This is a genomic window from Nocardia pseudobrasiliensis NBRC 108224 (assembly GCF_001613105.1).
Classification (GTDB): Bacteria; Actinomycetota; Actinomycetes; order Mycobacteriales; family Mycobacteriaceae; genus Nocardia; species Nocardia pseudobrasiliensis.
This window is the reverse complement of sequence record NZ_BDBS01000048.1, coordinates 52,450-72,264: the sequence shown is the minus strand read 5'-3', so window position 1 is coordinate 72,264 and position 19,815 is coordinate 52,450. Positions and strand designations below refer to the sequence as shown.

The following is a 19,815-nucleotide window of genomic DNA, read 5'->3' as shown; positions in this document are numbered from 1 at the left end:
GTGGAAACAATGGCTGATGGGAGCGGTAGCGGCTCCGGCAGCGGCAGCGGCACCGGTGCGGGTGGACCGAGCGACACCTCGACCTTGGACCTGTCCGACTGGACGAATCTGAGCGATCAGGCCACCAACGGCGGTCTGGGTCTCAACCGTAATCTCACCGCGGTCGACCAGGTCTTCCTCGACAGCGCGAGGGCGATTCAGGAGCTGGTCAAGCAGCTGGATTACTACCGCAAGTACGTCACCGACAACGGTCTCAACGCCATCAAGCCCCTGTCGAACGAACTCGGCGGCGTCGAACTGACGAATGTCTTCAACCGCAAGGGCACCGACATCGTCAATGGAATCGACAATATGCAGCGCATCCTCAACAAGATGGAGGACGCGTTCATCACCGCCCTGCGCAAGTATCGCGAGGCCGAGAACAAATCGGTCGAGGAACTCAACGGCATCCGCGGCACGAACGTGAAGAACGATCCCGGCAGCCGCAATCCGCCCGGCGCGTCGAACTTCGGGCCCAGCAACAACAACAGCATGCCCAGCGACCCGACCGCACCCACCAACAAGGACAACAACATCTCGGTGTCGATCACCGATGCCAGCGCCTGGGGTTTCGACGGGTTCTACAACTTCGGCCGCTCGATGATCGGCAGCGACTGGAACACCAATATCGCGGGCACCCGCTACCAGTGGATGGCGACGCAGATGGCCGCCGACATCTCCGCCGTGACCAATCAGCTGTCGAAGATCTCCGACGATATGTGGAGCGGCACCGGCAAGGATCAGGCCGTCAAGGCGGTCAACCGCTTCGAGGAGGGCTCGAAAGCGTTCGGGGACAGCATCAATGCGCTGGCCAGCGTGCTGAACTACACCTCGTCCTGGCTGAAGTACACCTTCGACGGCATGCCCGCCTACACCTACGACGACTTCCGCCACGGCCGCGGTGAACCACATGTGGCATATGTGGACTGCACGCTGCAGAAGTGGCGCGGCTGGTATCTCGATCGGTACAACGACCGCTATGTGAAGGGCATCAAGGGTTCCATCGGGGCCTTCCCGATGATCACCGTGCTCGGTTCGGGCACCGGGAACGCGAGTTCCAGCGGCAGTGGTTCGGGTTCGGGATCGGGCAGCGGCTCGGGCAGCGGCAGCGGCTCGGGTAGCGGTTCGGGCAGTAACTCGGGTTCGGGCTCCAACAGCGGCTCCGGCAGCGGTTCGGGCTCCGACAGCGGTTCGGGTTCCGGCAGCAATTCCGGCAGCGGCAGCAACTCCGGCAGCGGCAGCGGCACCGGCGGCGGAAGCGGCAGCGGCTACGGCGGTGGCGGCGGGGGCGGCAGCAGCTACGGCGGCGGCAGCAACAGCTACGGCGGCGGCAGCTACGGCGGCGGTGACAGCGGCGGCGGAGGCGGCAACACCGGCGGAGGCGGCAGCGGCAGTGGCGGCGGAGGCGGCGGACCGCAGGTGCCGAGCTACAACTACCCGAGCAGCGATTCCGGTGGCGGCGGCGGATCCTCGGGCGGCGGCGCCGGAATGCCCGGCGGCGGTTCCTACGGCGACGGCTCCTACGGCGGATCGGCCTCCACCGGCTCCGGCTATCCGGACGGTTACGGTTCCGGCGGCGAGTCCGGCTCGCAGTCGGGCTCGGGCTACCAATCCGGTTATGCCGCGGGCTATTCGGCGGGCCTGTCGGCCGCGTCCTCGATTCTCGGCGGCGGCAGCGGCGGATACAGCGGCGGCGGTGGATCGGGCTCACTGTTCGGTAGCGGCTCGGGCAGCGGCGGATCGTATTCGCCCTTCTCGCCCAAGGGTTCCGGTTCCGGATTCGGCTCCGGCCTCGGGTCTGCGCTCAGTTCGCTGTTCGGCTCGAGCTCGGGCTCGGGTTCCGGATCGGGTCTCGGCTCGCTGCTCGGTTCACTGCTCGGCTCGGGTAGCGGTTCGGGCCTCGAGGCGCTGCTGGGCTCGCTGCTCGGATCCGGCAGCGGTTCCGGCCTTGCCGCACTGCTCGGTTCGCTGCTGGGTTCGGGCATCTCCGGAATCGAACAACTGCTGGGCTCCTCCGGCCTGTCCGGACTCGATCAGCTGCTGCATCAGGCGGGTCTGCCCGGCCTCGATCAGCTGCTGGGCGCGTCCGGTTCCGGATTCGGCACCGATCTGCTGAGCAAACTCGGTTCTGATCTCAGCGCCCTCGGCGGCGATCTGTCCAGTGTGGGCGGCGCGGTCGGCGGCGCACTGGGCGGTGCGCTCAGCGGCGCGGGCGCGGGCCTGGCCGATGCCGGGAAGGCTCTGTCGAATCCCGTGACCCAGCAAGAGGTTTCGCGACTGTTCCCGCGGGCGAGCCTGCCGACGAGTTTCGACGGCGTCTCCGGCCGCCCCTACGATCCGTCCAATCCGATGGGCGGGCAGGGCGCCGGGGCCCCGATGGGCGGCGCGCCCGGCGGGGCCGCCAACGCCGGCGGCCAGCGAGAGTACAAGCGTCCCAAGTTCCTCGACAGCACGCGCAATCTCGACGAGGTGCTCGATGACGGAATCGACAAGGTGAGGCCGGTGATCGAGCCGTGACGCGGAAATGGGACTTCACGGGCCTGGAATTCCAGGTGCTGTGCGAACGGTTCCGGGACGGCGCGCTGCCCACGCCGCTGTTCTACACCCTCGACGAGGAGATGACCCTCGACGAGTCGGCCGTGCTGAAGAACAGGGCCTGGGGCGAGCTGCGCGCGCGATGGGATCCCGCCTGGGATCTCATGATCGAGGTCATGTGCTCCCCCGACCTGTTCATCCGACTGCGCGGCTGGGACGAACAGGATATGGACAACGGCAAGAAGCGGTTGTACATGCATTTCGCCCGAAGCGGCGCGCAGGCGTTCAAATTCGAGCAGAAACCCGGAAAGTCGTTCTGGCACACCGACGGATTCGTGGTGACCGAATGCGATCCGCGTGGGCTGGCCGCCGAGGTGGTCCGCTCGCTGCCCGCGGTGAAGGCCGGGCACAGCGCGAGCGTTCCGGTGGTCACCGATCCGCAGGAGTATTCGCGCCACACCGGTTCCAGTATGTTCCGCGACGACGATGACGACGATGCGCCGGTGATTCGCTCGCGCAAGTTCTGGGAGACCCGCGCGTCGCTCACCGGCACCGTCCTCATCGCCCAGGGCCGCTCGAAATACGGTCCGCGCGGTATCCACGAGACCAAGATGCTGTGGCGCGATGTGGTCGGCGACGGCCGCTACGTGATGGCGATGGACGATTCGCCGGTCGCGATGGCGACCGGGCCGAAGCGTTTCGCCGAACGCATTCAGACCGATATCGACAATCTCATGCAGCGGCTGGACACTCATTGGGAAGCCGGTGTCGAGGCCGGCTTCTCGGACGACCGCTACTGAGCAGACGGGTACGAAAGGAGCGTCCGATGACCGACGGTAAGAAGGTCGAGGTCGACACCAACCAATTGCGCAATGCCGCGGGCAAGGTCGACGATGTCGCCGCCCGGGTCTGGAAGACGGTCACGCATCTGCAGGACAATCTCAACGATCGAGGCGCCCCGTTCGGACACGACAGCTACGGCAAGAAGTTCACCGAGGGCGAATCCGGCTACGAGAAGTCCAGTCACAACCTGATGGACGGTGCGGTGAACCTGACCCGCTCGCTCAACAAATTCACCTCCAGCATGCGCGACGCGGCGCAGAAGATGGACGATATGGACAAGTAGCGGCCGCCCCGGAACTACTGGGACAGTCGCTTGATCAGGCGATACAGGAAGTCGCGGCTCCGGTCGAGCCAGGCGATGGGCGCGCGTTCGTTCACCCCGTGCTGGCGTTCGAGATCACCGGTCTCCATGTACAGGCCGCTGATTCCGTACATCGGGATGCCCTTGGCTCGCGCGTAGCTGCTGTCGGTCGCGCCGGTGGACATGACCGAGCTGACCGCCGAGGTCGGGAACATATCCTTGGTCACGGCGGTCACCGCGGTCATGACGTCGCCGTCGACCGGTGAGATACCGCCCGCCGCACTGATTTCGGGGGTGACGGTCAGGCCGGGATCGGCCAGGGCCGCCCGGAATCGGCGTTCGATATCGGCCGGATCGTCCTGCGGGAGAATGCGGCAGTTCACCGTCGCCTGGGCGGTCTGCGGCAGGGCGTTCTCGGCCTCACCGGCCTTCAACATGGTGGCCACACAGGTGGTGCGCAGCTGGGCGTTGTATTCCGGCGTTGCCGAGAGTCGTTCCAGCACTTCGGGACTCGGATTCCCGGCGGCGGCCGCGCGCAGATCGTCGGCCTCCTGTCCACTGCGTTTGGTCGCCAATCCCGCGAAGTAATCCCGGGTCGCATCGCTGACCGAGGCCGGGAAACGATAGCCGGACAGGCGATTCAGTCCCGCGGTGAGGCTGTAGATCGCATTGGCGGGCGTCGGAATCGAGCTGTGGCCGCCCTTGGATTTGGCCTCGACGGTGTAGATGGCATAGGTCTTCTCGGCCACCTGCACGGTCTGCACGGCCGGTTTCCCGTCCACCAGAATCGAATCGCCGCCCTCGTTGAGACCGTACTCGGCGGTCATCAGATCTGGTTTGTTCGCCATCAGCCACTGCGCGCCGTTGGTATCGCCCGCCTCCTCGTCGGCGGTCAGGGCCAGCACGATATCGCGATCGGGCCGAAAACCCTCGCCTTTGAGCGCGATCAGATCGGCGACCCAGGCCGCGGCCATCGCCTTGTCGTCGACCGTGCCGCGCGCGACGTAGAAGCCGTCCTGTTCGGTGAGTTTATAGGGGTCGGTCTGCCAACCGTCCTCGCGTTTGGCCTCCACGACATCCAGATGCGCCATGAGCAGCAACGGTTTACGCTGGCCGGAACCCGCGAAACGCAGCACCAGATTGCCCTTGCGTTGCGCGGGTTCGAATATCTGAATATCCGATTCCGCGAAACCCGCATCGAGCAGGCGCTTCTTCATGGCATTCGCGGCGACGGTGGTACTGCCGGTCGAATGGGAGGTATCGATGTCCACGAGTTCTTTGTAGATATCGCGGAACAGGGCCGGATTGTCCTGGGCCGCCACCACACCGGAGGTGGTTCCCGAATCCTTCTTCGGGGCATCCGCTCCGCAGGCTGTCAACAATAGCGCCGCGGCGATTCCCACCGCGGCCGGATAAATCCATGATTTACGGCTACTTGTGGTAGACACGCACGGAAATTAACACAGCCGCCACCGTGGGCGGGCCGGATCGGCGGAAACCCGGATTGCGTTGCGGCCGAAGGCATACACTCTGCCAGGTGGGCCGGGATGAGTGGGAGACACCGCAGCAGCAGGCGATCCGCCGCAAGAACCGGATACGGTTGGCCATCGTGGGCCCGATCGCGATCATCGCCGTCGCGATCGCAATCATCGCCTACATGCGCGACCCCGAGCAGAGCGGTCCCGCACCCGCGACGCACGTCGCGGCGGCATTCCACGGGCAGTGGCGCGGTGTCGCCGACAACGGCCGCGACACCTTCGACGTCGTGCTGACATTCGACGAAACCACCGGCGGAAACACCGCGACCTCGTCGAGTACCGACCGGGCCTCGGGCATCCGCTGCGAACGCCACGAGGTCGTCACCGCGTCCACCGATACCGAACTCACCTTCCAGGCGGATACCGCGACCGGCGGCGAGGGCTGCGATCCCGGTACGAAGTCGACGGTCCAACTGCATACCGACGGTTCCCTCGACTACCGCTCCCCCGGCCGCGGCGGCACCGTCACCGGCACCCTGCGCAAGGGCTAGGCCTCCGAAGCCATTGGCCAGGGCCAGCTTTCGGGACCTTTGTAACCCCCTGCCACGGCGATCGCGACCCGCAGCGCGGCGGGTTCGCAGCCGCTGGCCAGCAGCGCCGACAACCGCCGCGAGCAGCTCCCGCGCCGACAGGGCGGGAACCACCCCGCCGCCGGGGGCGGCCGTCATGGCACTGGTGCCGCCGAGCCCGAAAACAAATATCCGACGGCCGGTTTCAGAATGCGCCATGGTCGCAGCCTAGAACACGATGCGTGAAAAATTCCCACCCGGAAGGGCGAAATCCTCCTGCCCAACTATCCCTCCTCATCGCCCGCGGACGGATATATTCGGGGAGCCACCGTCTGCGTGAGGTGGCAGGGCGAGAGGATGGCAGATGAGCTCGGGCGACAGGGGCGATCCGGCGGGTCCATTCGACCGGCCGACCTCGGCGCGAGCATACGGGTGGATGTTGGGCGGACGGGATGTGTATCCGGTCGACCGGGACATTCTGTTCTATATGCTCGGCCGATTTCCGGAATGCGTCGATATCGCACGTCAGAATCGACAATTTCTGTATCGCGCGGTCCGATATCTGGTTCAGGAGGCGGGCATCCGGCAATTCCTGGACATGGGCTGCGGGCTGCCGACCGACAACAATGTGCACGAGGTGGCGCAGCGGTTCGAACCACAGGCGCGCGTCGCCTATGTCGACATCGATCCGATCGTGCTGGCGCACGGGCGCGCGCTGCTGGCCGGGCACGGATCGACCACGGCCGTGATCACCGCCGATATGCGCCTGCCCGAAGCGATTCTCGACGACCCCGGGGTCATCCGCCTGATCGACTTCAGCGAACCGGTGGCCGTGCTGTTCCTGTCGGTCGGCCATCACCTCAAGGATGTCGACAAGGTCGGCCTCGGCGCGCGACATGCGGTGCGGCACGTGATCGACACCGTCGCGGCGCCGGGCAGCCATCTGGCCTTCTCCCAGGTCGTCAGCGACAATCCGCGGGTGGCCGAGGCGTTCTCCGCGGGTATCGACGCCTCCGGAATTCCGTGGCAGACCCGTTCGCGCGCGGAGGTGGACGCCCTGTTCGACGGTCTGGAACCGATCGAACCCGGTCTGGTGAATCTGGTCGACTGGCGACCCGATCCGAATCAGCCGCCGTTGGAGCCGGTGCCCGAGCCGCTGCGGCCCTACTCCGGCGCGACCGAACGGCGTTCCAACGTCTACGAATACGGCGGAATCCTGCGCAAGCCGTGAACCTACGGGTAGTCGTAGAAACCGGAGCCGGATTTCACGCCGAGCCTGCCCTGATCGACGTATTCGCGCAGCAGCGTGCGCGGCCCCTCGGGCAGCGCGGGATTCTCTGCGGCGTAGTGATTTTCGATGTCGAGCACCACATCGAGCCCGACCTGATCCATCATCCGGAACGGGCCCGCGCTCATACCGCCGTTCATGCGGCACATCTCATCGACGTCGCGCGGCGTGGCGACTCCCCCGGCCACGACGGCGAGCGCCTCGCGCTTGACGGCGGCCCAGATGCGGTTGTAGATGAATCCCGTACTCTCCCTGCGTGCTTCGAACGGGTGCACGCCGAAGCGCGGCAGGACATCGAGGACGAAGTCCAATACGGCCCGATCGGTCCGTCCGCAGGACATGATGTCGGCGGCGGTGTGATCCGGCGGCATGTAGAAGTGGATGTTGAGCACCCGTTCGGGGCGGCTCACCTCGTCGAGGAACAGGCGGCTGGCGTAGGAGGAGGAGTTGCTCGCCAGAATGGCGTCGGGTTCGGCGAGCCGGTCCAGATCGCCGAAGATCTTCTTCTTCAACTCGAGTCGTTCGGGAACGGCCTCCACGACCAACCAGGCCTTCGCCACCGCCGAGTCCAGATCGGCGCTCGACTCGACCTGTCCGGCACGCGCTCCCTGGCGCGCGGCGACCACGCCCGGTAGTTCGGCGGTGATGTATTCGACTGCGGCGGTGCGGGTCTCGGCCACCGGATCGTAGATCCGGACGGTACCGCCCGCACTGGCCAGCATCAGCGCGATGCGCCGTCCGAGGGTGCCCGCACCGAGAACGAGCGCGGGTCGGTCGAGGCGGTCCAGGGGAATCGGAGATGTCATGTCGTGCCGTCCTTTCGAATTCAGAGACCGGCGATACCGGTCAGCGGTCGACCCTCGAACCGGGCGACGACGAATTCGGTTGCGCCCGAGCCGGGATCCAGCGGAACCGCTCGCACCGTGCCACCCAGATCGGTGACGTAGGCGAGTCCGGCGTCGGTGTCCACGGCCAGCCCGATCGCCTCGGTGAAATTCCGGGCGAGGATCTGCGGCGCATCGCCGCGCAGACCCTTGCGGGGCACGGCCGCGCGATTGAGGGTGTTGCCGTCGGGGCCCGCGCCGCGATCGGTCCAGTACAGCGTCGCGGTCGCGGGATCGAGATGGAGATCGATCGGTTCGGGCAGTCCGTCCCAGAGGACCTCGATATCGGTCCGGGCCGCGGCGGTCTCTCCCAGCGGAATCTCCAGTCCCGCACGCAGAATCCGACCCCGGCCGCCCTTGGCCGGACCCTTCTGCGTCCAGTAGAGGTACCCCTGCGCGGGGTCGACCGCGACGCCGACGCATTCGGCGGTACGGTCGGCCGTCGGCGCGTTGATCACCAGATCGGTCAGTCCGGTCCCGTCCATATCGACGCGGCTGACGCGGCATCCCTCGCGGTCACCCCAGTACAGACGCGCGGTGGTGAAGTCGGCTGCCAGTTGTTTGCCCGTGGTCAGCGAGCCGGTGGGCACGATCGTGCGCTGATCGGATCCGTCGAGACGCGCGGAGCGGATCGAACCGTCGGCGGCGTCGAAATCCGACTCCGACCGGGCCTGGCCCATCGTGGTCCAGTAGATCCGGCCCCCGCGCGCGTCCACGACCAGGCCGTCGGGAGCGGGTCCGGTATCGGCGACGACGGTGCGCACCGACCCGTCCGCGAGGCTGATCCGCTCGATCACATTCGTGGTGATGCCGAGCACCAGCAACGATTCGAACATTCGGTCGCCTCCTCGATATCACTGGCCGTTCGGCCCGCCCGACTCCAAGCTAATTAGTTGAAGTCATCAAGTGAATGACCATTGACCGAAAACCGGTATGTCCACGGCGATAAAACCGCAGGCTAGCATGGGTAGTCATGGAGATACGGCACCTGCGGTACTTCCTCGCGGTCGCCCACGAGCTCAATTTCACGCGGGCCGCCCAGGCCCTGCAGATGTCGGTGCCACCGCTCAGCCAACGGATCAGGGCGCTCGAACGCGAACTCGGGCGGCCGCTGTTCGATCGATCGACCCACCACACCCGCCTGACTCCGGCGGGTGAGACCCTGCTGCCCATCGCCGAACGGCTCGTGGCGGACTTCGACGCGGTCCCGGGCCTGCTGCGCGCTTCCGAGAGTCCCGCACTCGTGCGCATCGCCGTACCGGACGTCCTCAATCCCGGCCTGCGCGAACAGATCTCACGCATCAAGCGCACCCTCGCGACCGACTATCGCATCGAATCGCGCCAGCTGCCCTCGCGCGATATGGAGGCCGAACTGCTCGCCGATCGGGTCGATATCGCGTTCTGCCGCGCTCCGATCACCCACCCGGATCTGACGGCCACCGAACTGTCCACCGAATCCATGGCGGTGATTCTCGACGCCCGCCACTTCCCGGGCCGAAAGTTTCTGCGGACCAAGGACTTACGCGGCTTCACCTGCGTGCCCCCGCCCCGCCGGTGGACCCTGCCCCCGGGGGCGGTGCAGGTGCTCATCGACGCGGGTGTGCGCCCCGACTCGGGGCTGACATTCTCCGATATCGGCGGCCTGCTGCTCCTGCTCACCGACACACGGCGATTCGCGATCATGGCCCCGGAATCCGACGCCGCCCAGCAGATCGATCCGAACGCCTTCGCCGTACTGCCGCTGATCGATGTCGATATGCGACTGACCACACAGCTGGTCCGCCGCACGGCCGATACCTGGCTCATCCCGGTCATCGACGCCTATCCGACCGAGACGACTACCCGCTGATCGCTTTGCCGAGGCGGATCAGGACATCGATCTGCGCGGGGTTGTACAGATCCAGGACCGCTTCGGTCAGAGTGTCCGCGGCGAACCGCTCCCCGCGCGGGGCGTCGAGAGCCCACGCCGCCATATCGGGGTGTTCGGCGAACATCTCACGCGCGCGGCCGGTCATGAGCTCGGCCACCCGCGCGCGGCGGCCCTCGTCGGCGTCGGCGGGCAGGGTGTCGAATTCGACGACGCGCCAATGGTTTCGCAGCATCTCGGCACAGGCGCGCAGGCCCTGCGGACCGGCCAGGCTGGACATCACGAAATACATCGAGCGCTCGGCATCGCTCATCGCCGGATCGGGGGCCACCGAGGACAATTCGGACGGCAGCCGGGTCGATGCCTCCCCGCTCAGGATCCGGCCGAGTTCGTCGCGGGTGCGCTGCAGCCGGTCGATGGTCTGCGCGAGTTCGACATCGAGCGCGCGCAGCGCCTCGTCGGGGCGCTCGTCGACGTCGTCCATCGCCGCGATCTGCGCCAGCGACAATCCGAGCCCGGTGAGCCGTCTGATCCGCAGCATCCGGACCAGATGGGTCACGCCGTAGCTCTTGTAGCCATTGGCGCGGCGTTCGGGTTGGTCGAGCAGGCCGATCTCGTGGTAGTGCCGCACGGTGCGCAGCGTCGTACCCGCGAGCTCGGCCAGTTCCCGCGTGCTCCATCCCACGGCCCGTCACCCCTCTCGTACTGTCTCGGGTGCCAGTCGACACTATGCCGCTACGGCACTGTCAAGCCCGCCCGCCCAGATGTTCGGCGAGAAAGCGGTCCACCGCGCGATACATGCCGATCACGTTCTCCGGATTCACGAAGCCGTGTCCCTCGTTCGGCGCGAGCAGATATTCGACCTGCACGCCGCGAGCGCGCAGCGCCTCGACGAGATTGTCGGATTCGGCCTGGACGACCCGGACATCGGTGGCGCCCTGCACCACCATCAGCGGAATACGGATCCGGTCGGCCCGGGTGATGGGTGAGCGGGCGAGCATATCCGCCTCCTGATCCGGATCGCTCGGGTCGCCGACGTATCGGAACCAGTTGTTGATCAGATACGGCCGCACGAAGGCGGGCACGGTACGCAGGAAGTTCGCCAGATTCGAGATACCGCAGTAGTCCACGGCCGCGGCGAAGACATCCGGGGTGAAGGAGGCCCCGACCAGTGCCGCGTATCCGCCGTAGGAGCCGCCGAATACGGCGACCCGGTCGGGGTCGGCATACCCGCGCGCCACGGCCCATCGCACCCCATCCAGCAGGTCGTCGTGCATCCTGCCCGCGAATTCGCCGATCGCCGCCTGGACGAAGGCCTTGCCGAATCCCGTCGAACCGCGAAAGTTGATCTGCAGCACCGCGTATCCGCGATTGGCGAGCAGTTGCGCGGTCGGCTCGTAACCCCAGCTGTCACGCGCCCACGGGCCGCCGTGCACGAGCAGCACCAGCGGCAGCCGGTCGGGTTCGATGCCGACGGGCAGCGTGAGATACGACGGCAGGCACAGGCCGTCGCGCGCGGTGATCGACACCGGCGTCATCGGCGCGAGCGAACGCGGATTCAGATGCGGATACGGTCGGAACAGCAGCCGGTGCTCGCCCGTGGCGTGGTTGTAGTAGTAGGTGACGTGCGGATCGCGGTCGTGCGCGAAGTTCACCACCCAGCGCTGACCGCTGTCGTCACAGGTCAATTCGTCGATATCGCCGTCGGACAGGGCCGAGAGTCGTTCCAGCACAGCGGCGAACCCCGGATCCAGCGCGTGGATGACCTGCCGCTCGCCGAGATAGCGCACCCCGATCAGCTCGCCGGTACGCGGATCGCGGATCAGCGGCGTCAGCTGGCCGTCGGAAGCGATGCCGCGGGTGTCCAGATCGAAGGTCGGATGGCTGTCGATCTCGACTTCCACGCCAGTGGTCACGTCGAGGCGGACCAATCGGGTCCGATCGGTGCCGCGATTGGACCCGAGCCAGATGCCGGATCCGTCCGGGGTCGGCAGCATCGGGAAGACGCCGAGCGGATAGTCGATACCGTCGAAGGTGGTCACCGTGCGCAAAGTGCCCGCCTCCCACCGGCACAGCTCGAGATCGCCCTCGGCGGTCATGACGGTGGCGAACAGCTCCCCCTCGTCACCGGACAGCCAGCCCGCGACGCGACCCGGATTGCGGGCCAGGATCGTGAGTTCGCCGGTGACGAGATCGAGTTCGTAGACGTCGAATTCGAGCACGTCGCGCTGGTTCAGCTGCACGATCGCGATATCGGCACGGCCGCGGGGCAATTCGTAGGCGAGCACACGCGCCCCCGGAAAGGGCGTGAGATCGACCGCACCCGCGTCGGGATCCGCCGGATCCACCCGGAACAGATGCCAGTTCTCGTCGCCGTCGCCGTCCTGCTGATAGAGCAGCCACCGCGCGTCATTGGACCAGCGGTAGCGGAAGACGCTGCGGTTCTCGTCTGCGGTCACGCAGCGCGGCGACGTCTGCGAATCCAGGTCCTGCACCCAGACATTCAGGCGATTGCGCCATGGCGCGAGGAAGGCGTAGCGCGTGCCATCCGGCGAGATCGTCGCGCCCGCGCGGGTCGGCGAGTCGAACAGGTCTTCCACGGTGAGCGGTTCCGGAAGCGGCATGACGGTCCTTTCGGCTGAGGCGCCCCCAGTCGACACCGTGCCGAGACGGCACAGTCAAGTCCGTCGGCAATCGGATAGGCGAAAGTCACCGACGCGACGACGACCTTCCGATCGCGAAGCTGGACACCATGATTCGACGTCACGAAAGGTTTCCCATGCAGCATCGCACCGCCGCTCTGGCCCTCGCCCTCACCATCGCGGGCACACTCGCCGTCGCGGCACCGAACGCCCAGGCGGCGTCCCCGCGGGCGCAGCATTTCGGCCCGGCCCAGTGCCAGGGTGAGGGCACCAACCCCGCGGCCCTCGTCCGCTATCGGGCCGACGTTCTGATCGACGCGCCGCTGCGGACGGTGTGGGATACGCAGACCGATGTCGAGGGCTGGCCGAGCTGGCAGCGGCCGGTCCTGAGCATGGATCGCATCGACGACGGCCGATCCCTGCAGCCGGGCTCCCAATTCCGCTGGACCACACCGGGTCCCGCCACCGCCACCACCGCCGCGACCGTCATGGACATCACCTCCACGGTGCGCCGCATCGACGACGGCCACTGCATTCTGTGGAGCGGGCCCGCGATCGGCGAGGGCGTGCGCATCGATGAGGGCGTCCACGTGTGGACCTTCACCGAGGTCCCCGGCGGGGTCGCGGTGCACACCGAGGAGACCTGGACCGGAGCCCAGGCCGAGGCGGACGTGCCGACCGCCACCGGACTGCTCGGCGGCGGCCTGGAACTGTGGCTGCGCGATCTGAAGGCGACCGCCGAGGCCCGCACGGCGGGCCGCTAGGGATCCGGCCGAGCCTCCGCCCAATAGTTCACCGCGAAAATTGTATGAATGCATAATTCATTAGCCAATGTTGACAAAAATGATCTTGTCGCGTTCGATACCGCTGGGCTCGCATTTACCCGGACGGGCCTTGACTTATAGTGCCCTTCCGAGGAGTGCGACATGGTTGTCGTCGAAACAAAGAAGTTCCTCCGCCGTTGGTCATTTGCACAAGTATCGGTGCTGATTGCGGTAACCCTGGTCGCCACGGCCGCACCGGTGTGGGCCGAGCCGCCCGTACCGGTGCAGCCGGTGCTGCCGTTTCCGATTCCGCCCACCCCGCCGGAGTTCGACGCGGCGTTCTACCGACCGGATCCGGCGATCGTCGCCGATAAGAAGCCCGGTGAGATCATCGCCGCGCGCGAGGTCCATCTCGCGACGTTCTCGGTGTGGCCGTACAACATCGATGCCTGGCAGCTGTCGTTCCGCTCGACCAACACCCGGGGCGAGCCCATTGCCGCGGTCACCACCGTCGCCAAACCGCGCGGGGACAACGGCGGCTCACCCCGCAATCTGCTGTCCTACCAATTCCCGATCGACTCCAGCGCGAAATACTGCGCGCCGTCCTATGAACTGCAGATGGCCTCGGTGCCCGCGCCGATCTCGGGCGCGTTCGGGCTCAATACCGATTTCATCGACGCCGTAACCGCCCTCGGCTTCGGCTGGGCGCTGAACATGCCCGATTTCGACGGCCCCGATATGGCCTTCGGCGCGGGCCCGCTCAATGCGCGCATCACCCTGGACAGCGTTCGCGCCGCGGAGAACTTCGACCAGCTCGGGCTCGACGGCGTCGCCACCAAGGTCGGGCTGCTCGGCTACTCCGGCGGCGCGGTGGCCACCGGCCATGCCGCCGAGGAGAAGGCTTCCTACGCACCGGAATTGAATATCGTCGGTTCGGCGATGGGCGGCATCGCCCCGGATCTGCTGGCGGCGGCGAGGATGGCCAGCAACAATATGACCTCCGGCATCGCCTTGTCGGCCATGCTCGCCACCGCGCGCGAATACCCGCAGCTGCAGACCTATTACGACCAGCACATGAACGGTTTCGGCAAGGCCATGGCCGCGATCAAGGCCCCGTTCTGCATGTGGGCGTTCGGCGTACTGCCGTTCGTGAATCTGACCGGACTGTTCGATCGCCCGGACCCGTACTCCGATCCGGTGCCCGCGGAGGTCTTCGACAAGATCCGAATGGGCCACGCCACACCGGATATGCCGGTGTTCATGTTCCATTCCAACCCGGACTGGCTCGCGCCCGTCGGTCCGGTCAACGACCTCTACGCCACCTACTGCAAAGACCCCGCGGCGCGCATCGAATACACCCGCGACAACTTCAGCGAGCACGGCTCCCTGATGCTCATCGGCTGGGCCAAGGAGATGATCTGGATGAAGGATCGTTTCGACGGCGTTCCGGTCGCGCCGGGCTGCCATTTCAACGATGTGGGCTCGATGGCGCTGGACCCGTCGACCTGGCCGGAATGGCTGCGCAAGGTCGGCACGCTCATCGCGGCCCTCGTTCAATACCCGATCGGCAATCCCCCGCCCAGCGGATCCGGTCGCTGAATCACACGCGCTGGTCGGCGGCCTCGGTCGTCTCGGGATCCGCTTGCCTTTTCTCGCTGATCATGGTGAGCAGCAACAGGAATACCGCGGCGACGCCGCCGCCGACCAGAATCGCGAAACCGCCGTTCCAGCCGAGATGATCGACGGTGTAACCGATTACGGCGCTGGCCGCGACCGAGCCGCCGAGATAACCGAACAGTCCGGTGAATCCGGCGGCGGATCCGGCCGCCTTCTTCGACACCAGCTCCAAGGCGTGCAGTCCGATCAGCATGACCGGGCCGTAGATGAGGAATCCGATGACGATCATGCAGGCCATGCTGACCCCGGGCATATCGGCCGGGGCGATCCAGAACATCACCGTCGCCGCGGTCACCAGACCCATGAACAGCACACCCGTCGCGCCGCGGTTACCGCGAAACACCTTGTCCGACATCCATCCCGCGAGCAGCGTACCGGGAATGCCCGCGTACTCGTAGAGGAAGTACGCCCACGAGGACTTGTCGAGGGTGAAGTGTTTGACCTCTTTGAGGTAGGTCGGCGACCAGTCCAGTACGCCGTAGCGCAGCAAATAGATGAACACGTTCGCGAAGGCGATGTACCAGAGCAGCTTGTTGGGCAGGATGTAGCGGGTGAAGATCTGCTTGGCGGTCAGCTCCACCTCGTCGGAGGCCGAGTAGTCCTTCGGATAGTCGTTCTTGTACTCCTCGATCGGCGGCAGGCCCACCGACTGCGGGGTATCCCGCATGAGCGCGTATGCCGCGATCGCGACGGCGACCGCCAGGAACGCGGGCATGTAGAACGCCGAGCGCCAATCCTGGAACCAGGCCATACCCAGCAGGAACAGCAGCGGCGGCAGGCCGCCGCCGACATTGTGGGCGGTATTCCACACCGATACGATCCGCCCGCGCTCGCTCTGCGACCACCAGTGCACCATCGTGCGCCCGGCCGGCGGCCAACCCATGCCCTGGAACCAGCCGCAGACGAACAGCAGCACGAACATCACCAGCACACTCGAGGTCGACCACTCCACGAACCCCATGAACACCATGACCGAGGCCGACAGCACCAGACCCAGCGGCAGGAACACCCGAGGATTGGCGCGATCGGAGATCAGACCCATGACGAATTTGGAGATGCCGTAGGCCAGTGAGATGGCCGACAACACCAGGCCCATCTGACCTTTGGTGAAATCGCCGTGCTCGCCGTCGGTGAGGTAGGGGATGGCCAGCGCGAAATTCTTGCGGACCAGGTAGTAGGCCGCGTAACCGAAGAAGATGCCGAGGAAGATCTGCCAGCGCAACCGCCGATACAGCGGGTCGATCTGGTTCTCGGGCAACCGCTCCCGGTGGGGAGCGGGCTCGAGGATGCTCAGCATTGCGGCCTCCCGGCACTCACGACTGTCGAGCATGCGGGATCACCGTATGCCGAGCCCTCGCCGATACCAGGGCCAGCGTGCGACGTTAGCTGCGAATTGTCTGAACGGGCAAATCGCCCCGTGCGCGCTCCGAGACCGACATCCGCAGCCGCCGCGGATACAGGCTCACCGCCACCGCGGGGCGGACGTCGCGATCGGGCAGCGTACGCAGGGTCCAGCGGGCGGCGATGGTCGCCAGCGCCAGGGTGGCCTCGATCATCGCGAAATGGTCGCCGATACATTTGCGCGCGCCACCGCCGAAGGGCGCGAACGCGTTTCGGGTGGCGGCCGAGATCGGCGCGTCGCAGGCCCACCGGTCCGGATCGAAGCGTTCGGGATCCGGGAACAGATCCGGGCGGTGATGCAGGATGTAGGGGCTGTACACGATCGAGGTGCCCGCGGCCAGCCGGTGACCGCCGAGTTCGGTGTCCTCGGTGACCACACGGGTCAGAATCCACGCGGGCGGCCGGATACGCAGGGTTTCGGTGAGGATGTTCCGGGTGATCGGCAGCCCGGGCAGATCGGCGTAGCGCGCGACGCGGTCGGTCAGCGCCGTATCGACCTCCGCGCGCAGCCGGGCGGCGATATCGGGATGCTGATCCAGCAGATACAGCGCCCACAGCAGCACCGAGGCCGTGGTCTCGGTGCCGCCCAGGAACAGGGTGATGATCTGATCGGTGATCTCGGCGTCGGTCATACCGCGACCGTCGTCGTCGGTGTTCTCCATCGCCAGCAGCGCCGAGATGAGATCGCCGCGATCGTCTCCCGCGGTGCGGCGTTTGTGGATGATCTCGTCGACGGTCTCGTGGACGCGCGCGATCGCGAGGCGGAAGGCGCGATTGGCCGGGGTGGGCAGCGCGTTCACCGCGCGCGGCAGCAGCACCCGGCGAATCACCGATTCGAAGACGGTGTTCATATCGGCGAGCAGCGCGCGAATATGGTCCTCGGGCACGGTATCCGGGAACAGGGTGGCCGCGGTGGTGAGCGCGCTGAGCCGCTGCATTTCGTGCGGCACATCCAAAATCGCACCGTCGGACCAGGATTCGCTCACCCCGGCGATGTATTCGCTCATCTTCTCCGCGTAACCGGCGATGCGGTCGCGAGTGAACGCGGGCTGCAGCAGTCGCCGCTGCCTGCGATGGGTGGGGTGCAGCGAGGTGACCAGACCATTGCCGATCACCTCGCGGCCGCGTTCCATGATCGGGCCGCCCTTGTCGAATATCCGGTCGTGGCGCAGCACCTGCTGTGTCAATTCCGGATCGCACACCACCACCGCGCCGACACCGCCCAGGCCGATGCGGACCAGACCGCCGCGGTCGGGCAGCGAGGACAGGAAGCCCAGCGGATCGCGCGCCAGCGGCGCCAGATGTCCGATGAGCGGTAAACCCCAGGGGGCGACGGGAATTGATCGGTTCGACCTCATATGTACCACCACCAGTCGATCGCCGGAATGCCGGGCGGGCCGACGGCCGCGGGGGTATCGCTGACGGTCCCGATCGTGCGGGTGGCGGCGGGATGGCTGCCGTCGGGATTGGAATAGCGATCGGCGACGCGCACGCCCCATTCGTAGTTTCCGCGAATGAGCCCGGCGAGATTGTCCAGATAGCGCCGCAGCGACGGCGAGGCGGCCGGGCGAACCCGATCGCGCAGCAGGAAGAATTGCGCCACAATGCGATCGCGCAATTCGACGCATGCCCACAGCGCCTCCTCGGTACCGTGTCCCTCGCGATCGATGTACTGGGTGACCAGACTGCGCGCGGGCGGCCCCGGTGTCGGCGAATGCCGGGCCAGCCACAGATCTCGAGCGTAGGAGTACAGGTCGTCGTCGATCGAGGCCGCGGTGACCGACATTTCGAACAGCGCCCGCATTGCCGGGGCGGCGCATTCGGCCTCCGGGACCGGTTCGCGCTCGGCGATCTGGGCCAGGGTCAGCACGGGCGCGGCGGCCGCGCCGAGATGGCGGGTGAACAGGTAGTCGCCGAGGGTGACCGCATCGCTGGCCGAGGTGGCGATCTGCCAGGCCACCGCCGACAACCAGGTCGTATGCCCGTCGGCGAGGCGGCGGATCTGCGCGGGTGTCGCGATCTCGTGCAGGCGGCGGGCCAGATCGATGATCGGCGCGCTGAACGGATGCCGCCGCGGCAACACGTCCGCGTCGGGCACCTCGAGGGTGCGCACGATGCGCACGGCCAGGTCCAGTATTCCGGAACTGTCTGTGCCGGTGTCGATATCACAATGCGCGTCGTCGAATACGAACATCAGATATCCCCAGTCAACGGCGGGTTGCAATCGTTCCGGATCGGCATGAGGGCACAGATAGCCGAAGAAATGCGCTGTCCTGCTGTCGATCACGCGATTGCGCAGCGCGGGATCGTCGCAGAAACCGTACCGCCGCATCCAATTCAGGCCGCGAGCCTCGAGCGTATCGATGCTCGGATGCGCGTGCAGCGGCTCCGGAAGATATATGGGCGGCAGGGTTATCGTAATTTCCGCTGTGGTCGTCTCCATCGACACCACGCCCCTCACCCCTCGAGAGCCCAACCCGTTGTGCTGGTGCCGATCTCGGCGCGAGCATCAATCGACGGTAGCAGACCGGTCGGCTGGATGCGCCGAAATACGTTGGGGTGAAAGGGGAATTACCACGCGGTCAGAGTTTGCGGCCGAGTCCGGCCCACGCCCAGGACGGGCCCGCGTCGGGATCGACCTCGAACAGCGGCGCCTCGGCCAATTCGGGATGCCACTCCTCGAGCAACACCACGCCGGGTTCCACGAGCTCGGTTCCGGCGAACAGCCTTTCGGTCTCCGCGCGGGTGCGCAGGTTCATGGTGATACCGCCGCGCTCGGAGGTCTCCGCGGCGTAGGTGGCGCTGCGGCGGTCGACATCGGCGGTCGGGTGGGAAATGGTCAGCGAACTGCCCGACGGCACCGCGTCCAGCAGCCTCGCGACGATACCGTGCGGATCGTCGTCGTCGCGGAAGTACATCAGCACCGCGACCAGCATGATGCCGACCGGACGATCCAGATCGAGGGTCTGGGTGAGGATGGGGTCGTCGAGGATCGACTCGGGATCGTGCAGATCGGCGTGGATGAACGCGGTGCGACCCTCGGGGGTGCTCGCCATCAGCGCGCGGGCATGCGCCAACACGAGCGGATCGTTGTCCACGTAGACGATTCGGGCCGAGGGATCCACATCCTGGGCGACCTCGTGCACATTGCGGGCGGTCGGCAGGCCGGTGCCGATATCCAGGAACTGAGTGATACCCAGTTCGGTGATGGCGTAGCGCACCGAGCGACCGAGGAATCCGCGATTGGCCCGGGCCATGGCCCGGATCCCGGGAATCAGCGCGGCGATCTCGTCGCCGAAGGACCGATCGGCCGGGTAGTTGTCCCTACCACCGAGCCAATAGTCGTAGAAACGGGCCGGATGCGCGTGTTTGGTATCGATCTCGGTCGGTAGGTGGGAGCCGACCTGCCCGCCATCCGGCTCGAATGTTCTCTCCATGATGGACTCCCCTTCGCGGTGGGTCGTGCACAAGTGCGCCGTTAGAACCACAGCGACCCAGTGCCCACGGCGGATTTGCCGGTCTGCCGA

17 protein-coding genes are annotated in these 19,815 nt (G+C 66.4%); 8 read left to right on the top strand and 9 right to left on the bottom strand.

Translation table 11 applies throughout. The features are described from left to right. The first annotated feature begins 9 nt into the window (after positions 1–9). Genes NP4_RS42010 through NP4_RS32295 form a run of 3 tightly spaced genes read left to right on the top strand, consistent with a single transcriptional unit; the run spans position 10 to position 3,700 of the window. Positions 10–2,556, top strand: a complete 2,547-nt coding sequence (locus NP4_RS42010) for a hypothetical protein (protein ID WP_156524958.1) — start codon at positions 10–12, stop codon at positions 2,554–2,556. Then, positions 2,553–3,374 (top strand): ESX secretion-associated protein EspG, encoded by an 822-nt coding sequence (locus tag NP4_RS32300; protein WP_068006029.1) that lies wholly within the window; start codon positions 2,553–2,555, stop codon positions 3,372–3,374. The genes NP4_RS42010 and NP4_RS32300 overlap by 4 nt, the downstream gene beginning before the upstream one ends. A gap of 26 nt (positions 3,375–3,400) precedes the next feature. Continuing rightward, positions 3,401–3,700: a hypothetical protein gene (locus tag NP4_RS32295; protein ID WP_068006027.1), complete on the top strand. Its 300-nt coding sequence runs from the start codon at positions 3,401–3,403 to the stop codon at positions 3,698–3,700. Between the two features lie 14 nt (positions 3,701–3,714). On the opposite strand, the gene NP4_RS32290 is transcribed toward NP4_RS32295, so the two are convergent. Continuing rightward, positions 3,715–5,166: a M20/M25/M40 family metallo-hydrolase gene (locus tag NP4_RS32290; RefSeq protein WP_245998358.1), complete on the bottom strand. Its 1,452-nt coding sequence runs from the start codon at positions 5,164–5,166 to the stop codon at positions 3,715–3,717. Positions 5,167–5,255: 89 nt separating this feature from the next. Here NP4_RS32290 and NP4_RS32285 point away from each other — a divergent pair, with 89 nt between their 5' ends. Both NP4_RS32285 and NP4_RS32280 read left to right on the top strand, forming a co-directional pair. Next, positions 5,256–5,747, top strand: a complete 492-nt coding sequence (locus NP4_RS32285) for a hypothetical protein (protein ID WP_068006026.1) — start codon at positions 5,256–5,258, stop codon at positions 5,745–5,747. Between the two features lie 382 nt (positions 5,748–6,129). Beyond that, entirely contained in the window at positions 6,130–6,996 is an 867-nt protein-coding gene (locus NP4_RS32280) for an SAM-dependent methyltransferase (protein ID WP_068006025.1), read from the top strand. 2 nt (positions 6,997–6,998) lie between these two features. Here the strand turns inward: NP4_RS32280 and NP4_RS32275 are convergent, their stop codons facing one another. Both NP4_RS32275 and NP4_RS32270 read right to left on the bottom strand, forming a co-directional pair. Beyond that, on the bottom strand, positions 6,999–7,859 hold the full coding sequence (locus tag NP4_RS32275; protein ID WP_068006023.1) for a 3-hydroxyacyl-CoA dehydrogenase family protein: 861 nt from the start codon (positions 7,857–7,859) through the stop codon (positions 6,999–7,001). A 20-nt stretch (positions 7,860–7,879) separates the two neighbouring features. After that, positions 7,880–8,773: an SMP-30/gluconolactonase/LRE family protein gene (locus NP4_RS32270; RefSeq protein ID WP_068006020.1), complete on the bottom strand. Its 894-nt coding sequence runs from the start codon at positions 8,771–8,773 to the stop codon at positions 7,880–7,882. A gap of 137 nt (positions 8,774–8,910) precedes the next feature. Between NP4_RS32270 and NP4_RS32265 the strand changes: the two genes are divergently transcribed. Continuing rightward, positions 8,911–9,786, top strand: a complete 876-nt coding sequence (locus tag NP4_RS32265) for a LysR family transcriptional regulator (RefSeq protein WP_068006017.1) — start codon at positions 8,911–8,913, stop codon at positions 9,784–9,786. On the opposite strand, the gene NP4_RS32260 is transcribed toward NP4_RS32265, so the two are convergent. Both NP4_RS32260 and NP4_RS32255 read right to left on the bottom strand, forming a co-directional pair. Continuing rightward, on the bottom strand, positions 9,776–10,489 hold the full coding sequence (locus tag NP4_RS32260; RefSeq protein ID WP_068006014.1) for a MerR family transcriptional regulator: 714 nt from the start codon (positions 10,487–10,489) through the stop codon (positions 9,776–9,778). The genes NP4_RS32265 and NP4_RS32260 overlap by 11 nt on opposite strands. Before the next feature lie 61 nt (positions 10,490–10,550). Further along, entirely contained in the window at positions 10,551–12,428 is a 1,878-nt protein-coding gene (locus NP4_RS32255) for a S9 family peptidase (RefSeq protein ID WP_068006013.1), read from the bottom strand. Positions 12,429–12,583: 155 nt separating this feature from the next. On the opposite strand from NP4_RS32255, the gene NP4_RS32250 reads away from it, so the two are divergent. Then, on the top strand, positions 12,584–13,210 hold the full coding sequence (locus NP4_RS32250; RefSeq protein WP_082876417.1) for an SRPBCC family protein: 627 nt from the start codon (positions 12,584–12,586) through the stop codon (positions 13,208–13,210). 219 nt (positions 13,211–13,429) lie between these two features. Continuing rightward, the gene (locus tag NP4_RS32245; RefSeq protein ID WP_245998357.1) at positions 13,430–14,809 is read left to right on the top strand and encodes a lipase family protein; all 1,380 of its coding nucleotides are present in this window, start codon (positions 13,430–13,432) and stop codon (positions 14,807–14,809) included. 1 nt (position 14,810) lies between these two features. Here the strand turns inward: NP4_RS32245 and glpT are convergent, their stop codons facing one another. The 4 genes from glpT to NP4_RS32225 all read right to left on the bottom strand — a co-directional run bounded on the left by glpT (position 14,811) and on the right by NP4_RS32225 (position 19,725). Continuing rightward, entirely contained in the window at positions 14,811–16,217 is a 1,407-nt protein-coding gene (glpT, locus tag NP4_RS32240) for a glycerol-3-phosphate transporter (protein ID WP_211335936.1), read from the bottom strand. A gap of 52 nt (positions 16,218–16,269) precedes the next feature. Continuing rightward, the gene (locus NP4_RS32235) at positions 16,270–17,646 is read right to left on the bottom strand and encodes a cytochrome P450 (protein ID WP_068006007.1); all 1,377 of its coding nucleotides are present in this window, start codon (positions 17,644–17,646) and stop codon (positions 16,270–16,272) included. Further along, positions 17,643–18,731, bottom strand: a complete 1,089-nt coding sequence (locus NP4_RS32230) for a terpene synthase family protein (protein ID WP_068006078.1) — start codon at positions 18,729–18,731, stop codon at positions 17,643–17,645. The genes NP4_RS32235 and NP4_RS32230 overlap by 4 nt, the downstream gene beginning before the upstream one ends. A 139-nt stretch (positions 18,732–18,870) precedes the next feature. Further along, a complete protein-coding gene (locus NP4_RS32225; protein ID WP_068006005.1) occupies positions 18,871–19,725 on the bottom strand; it encodes an SAM-dependent methyltransferase in 855 nt (284 codons plus the stop codon). Positions 19,726–19,815: the final 90 nt, after the last annotated feature.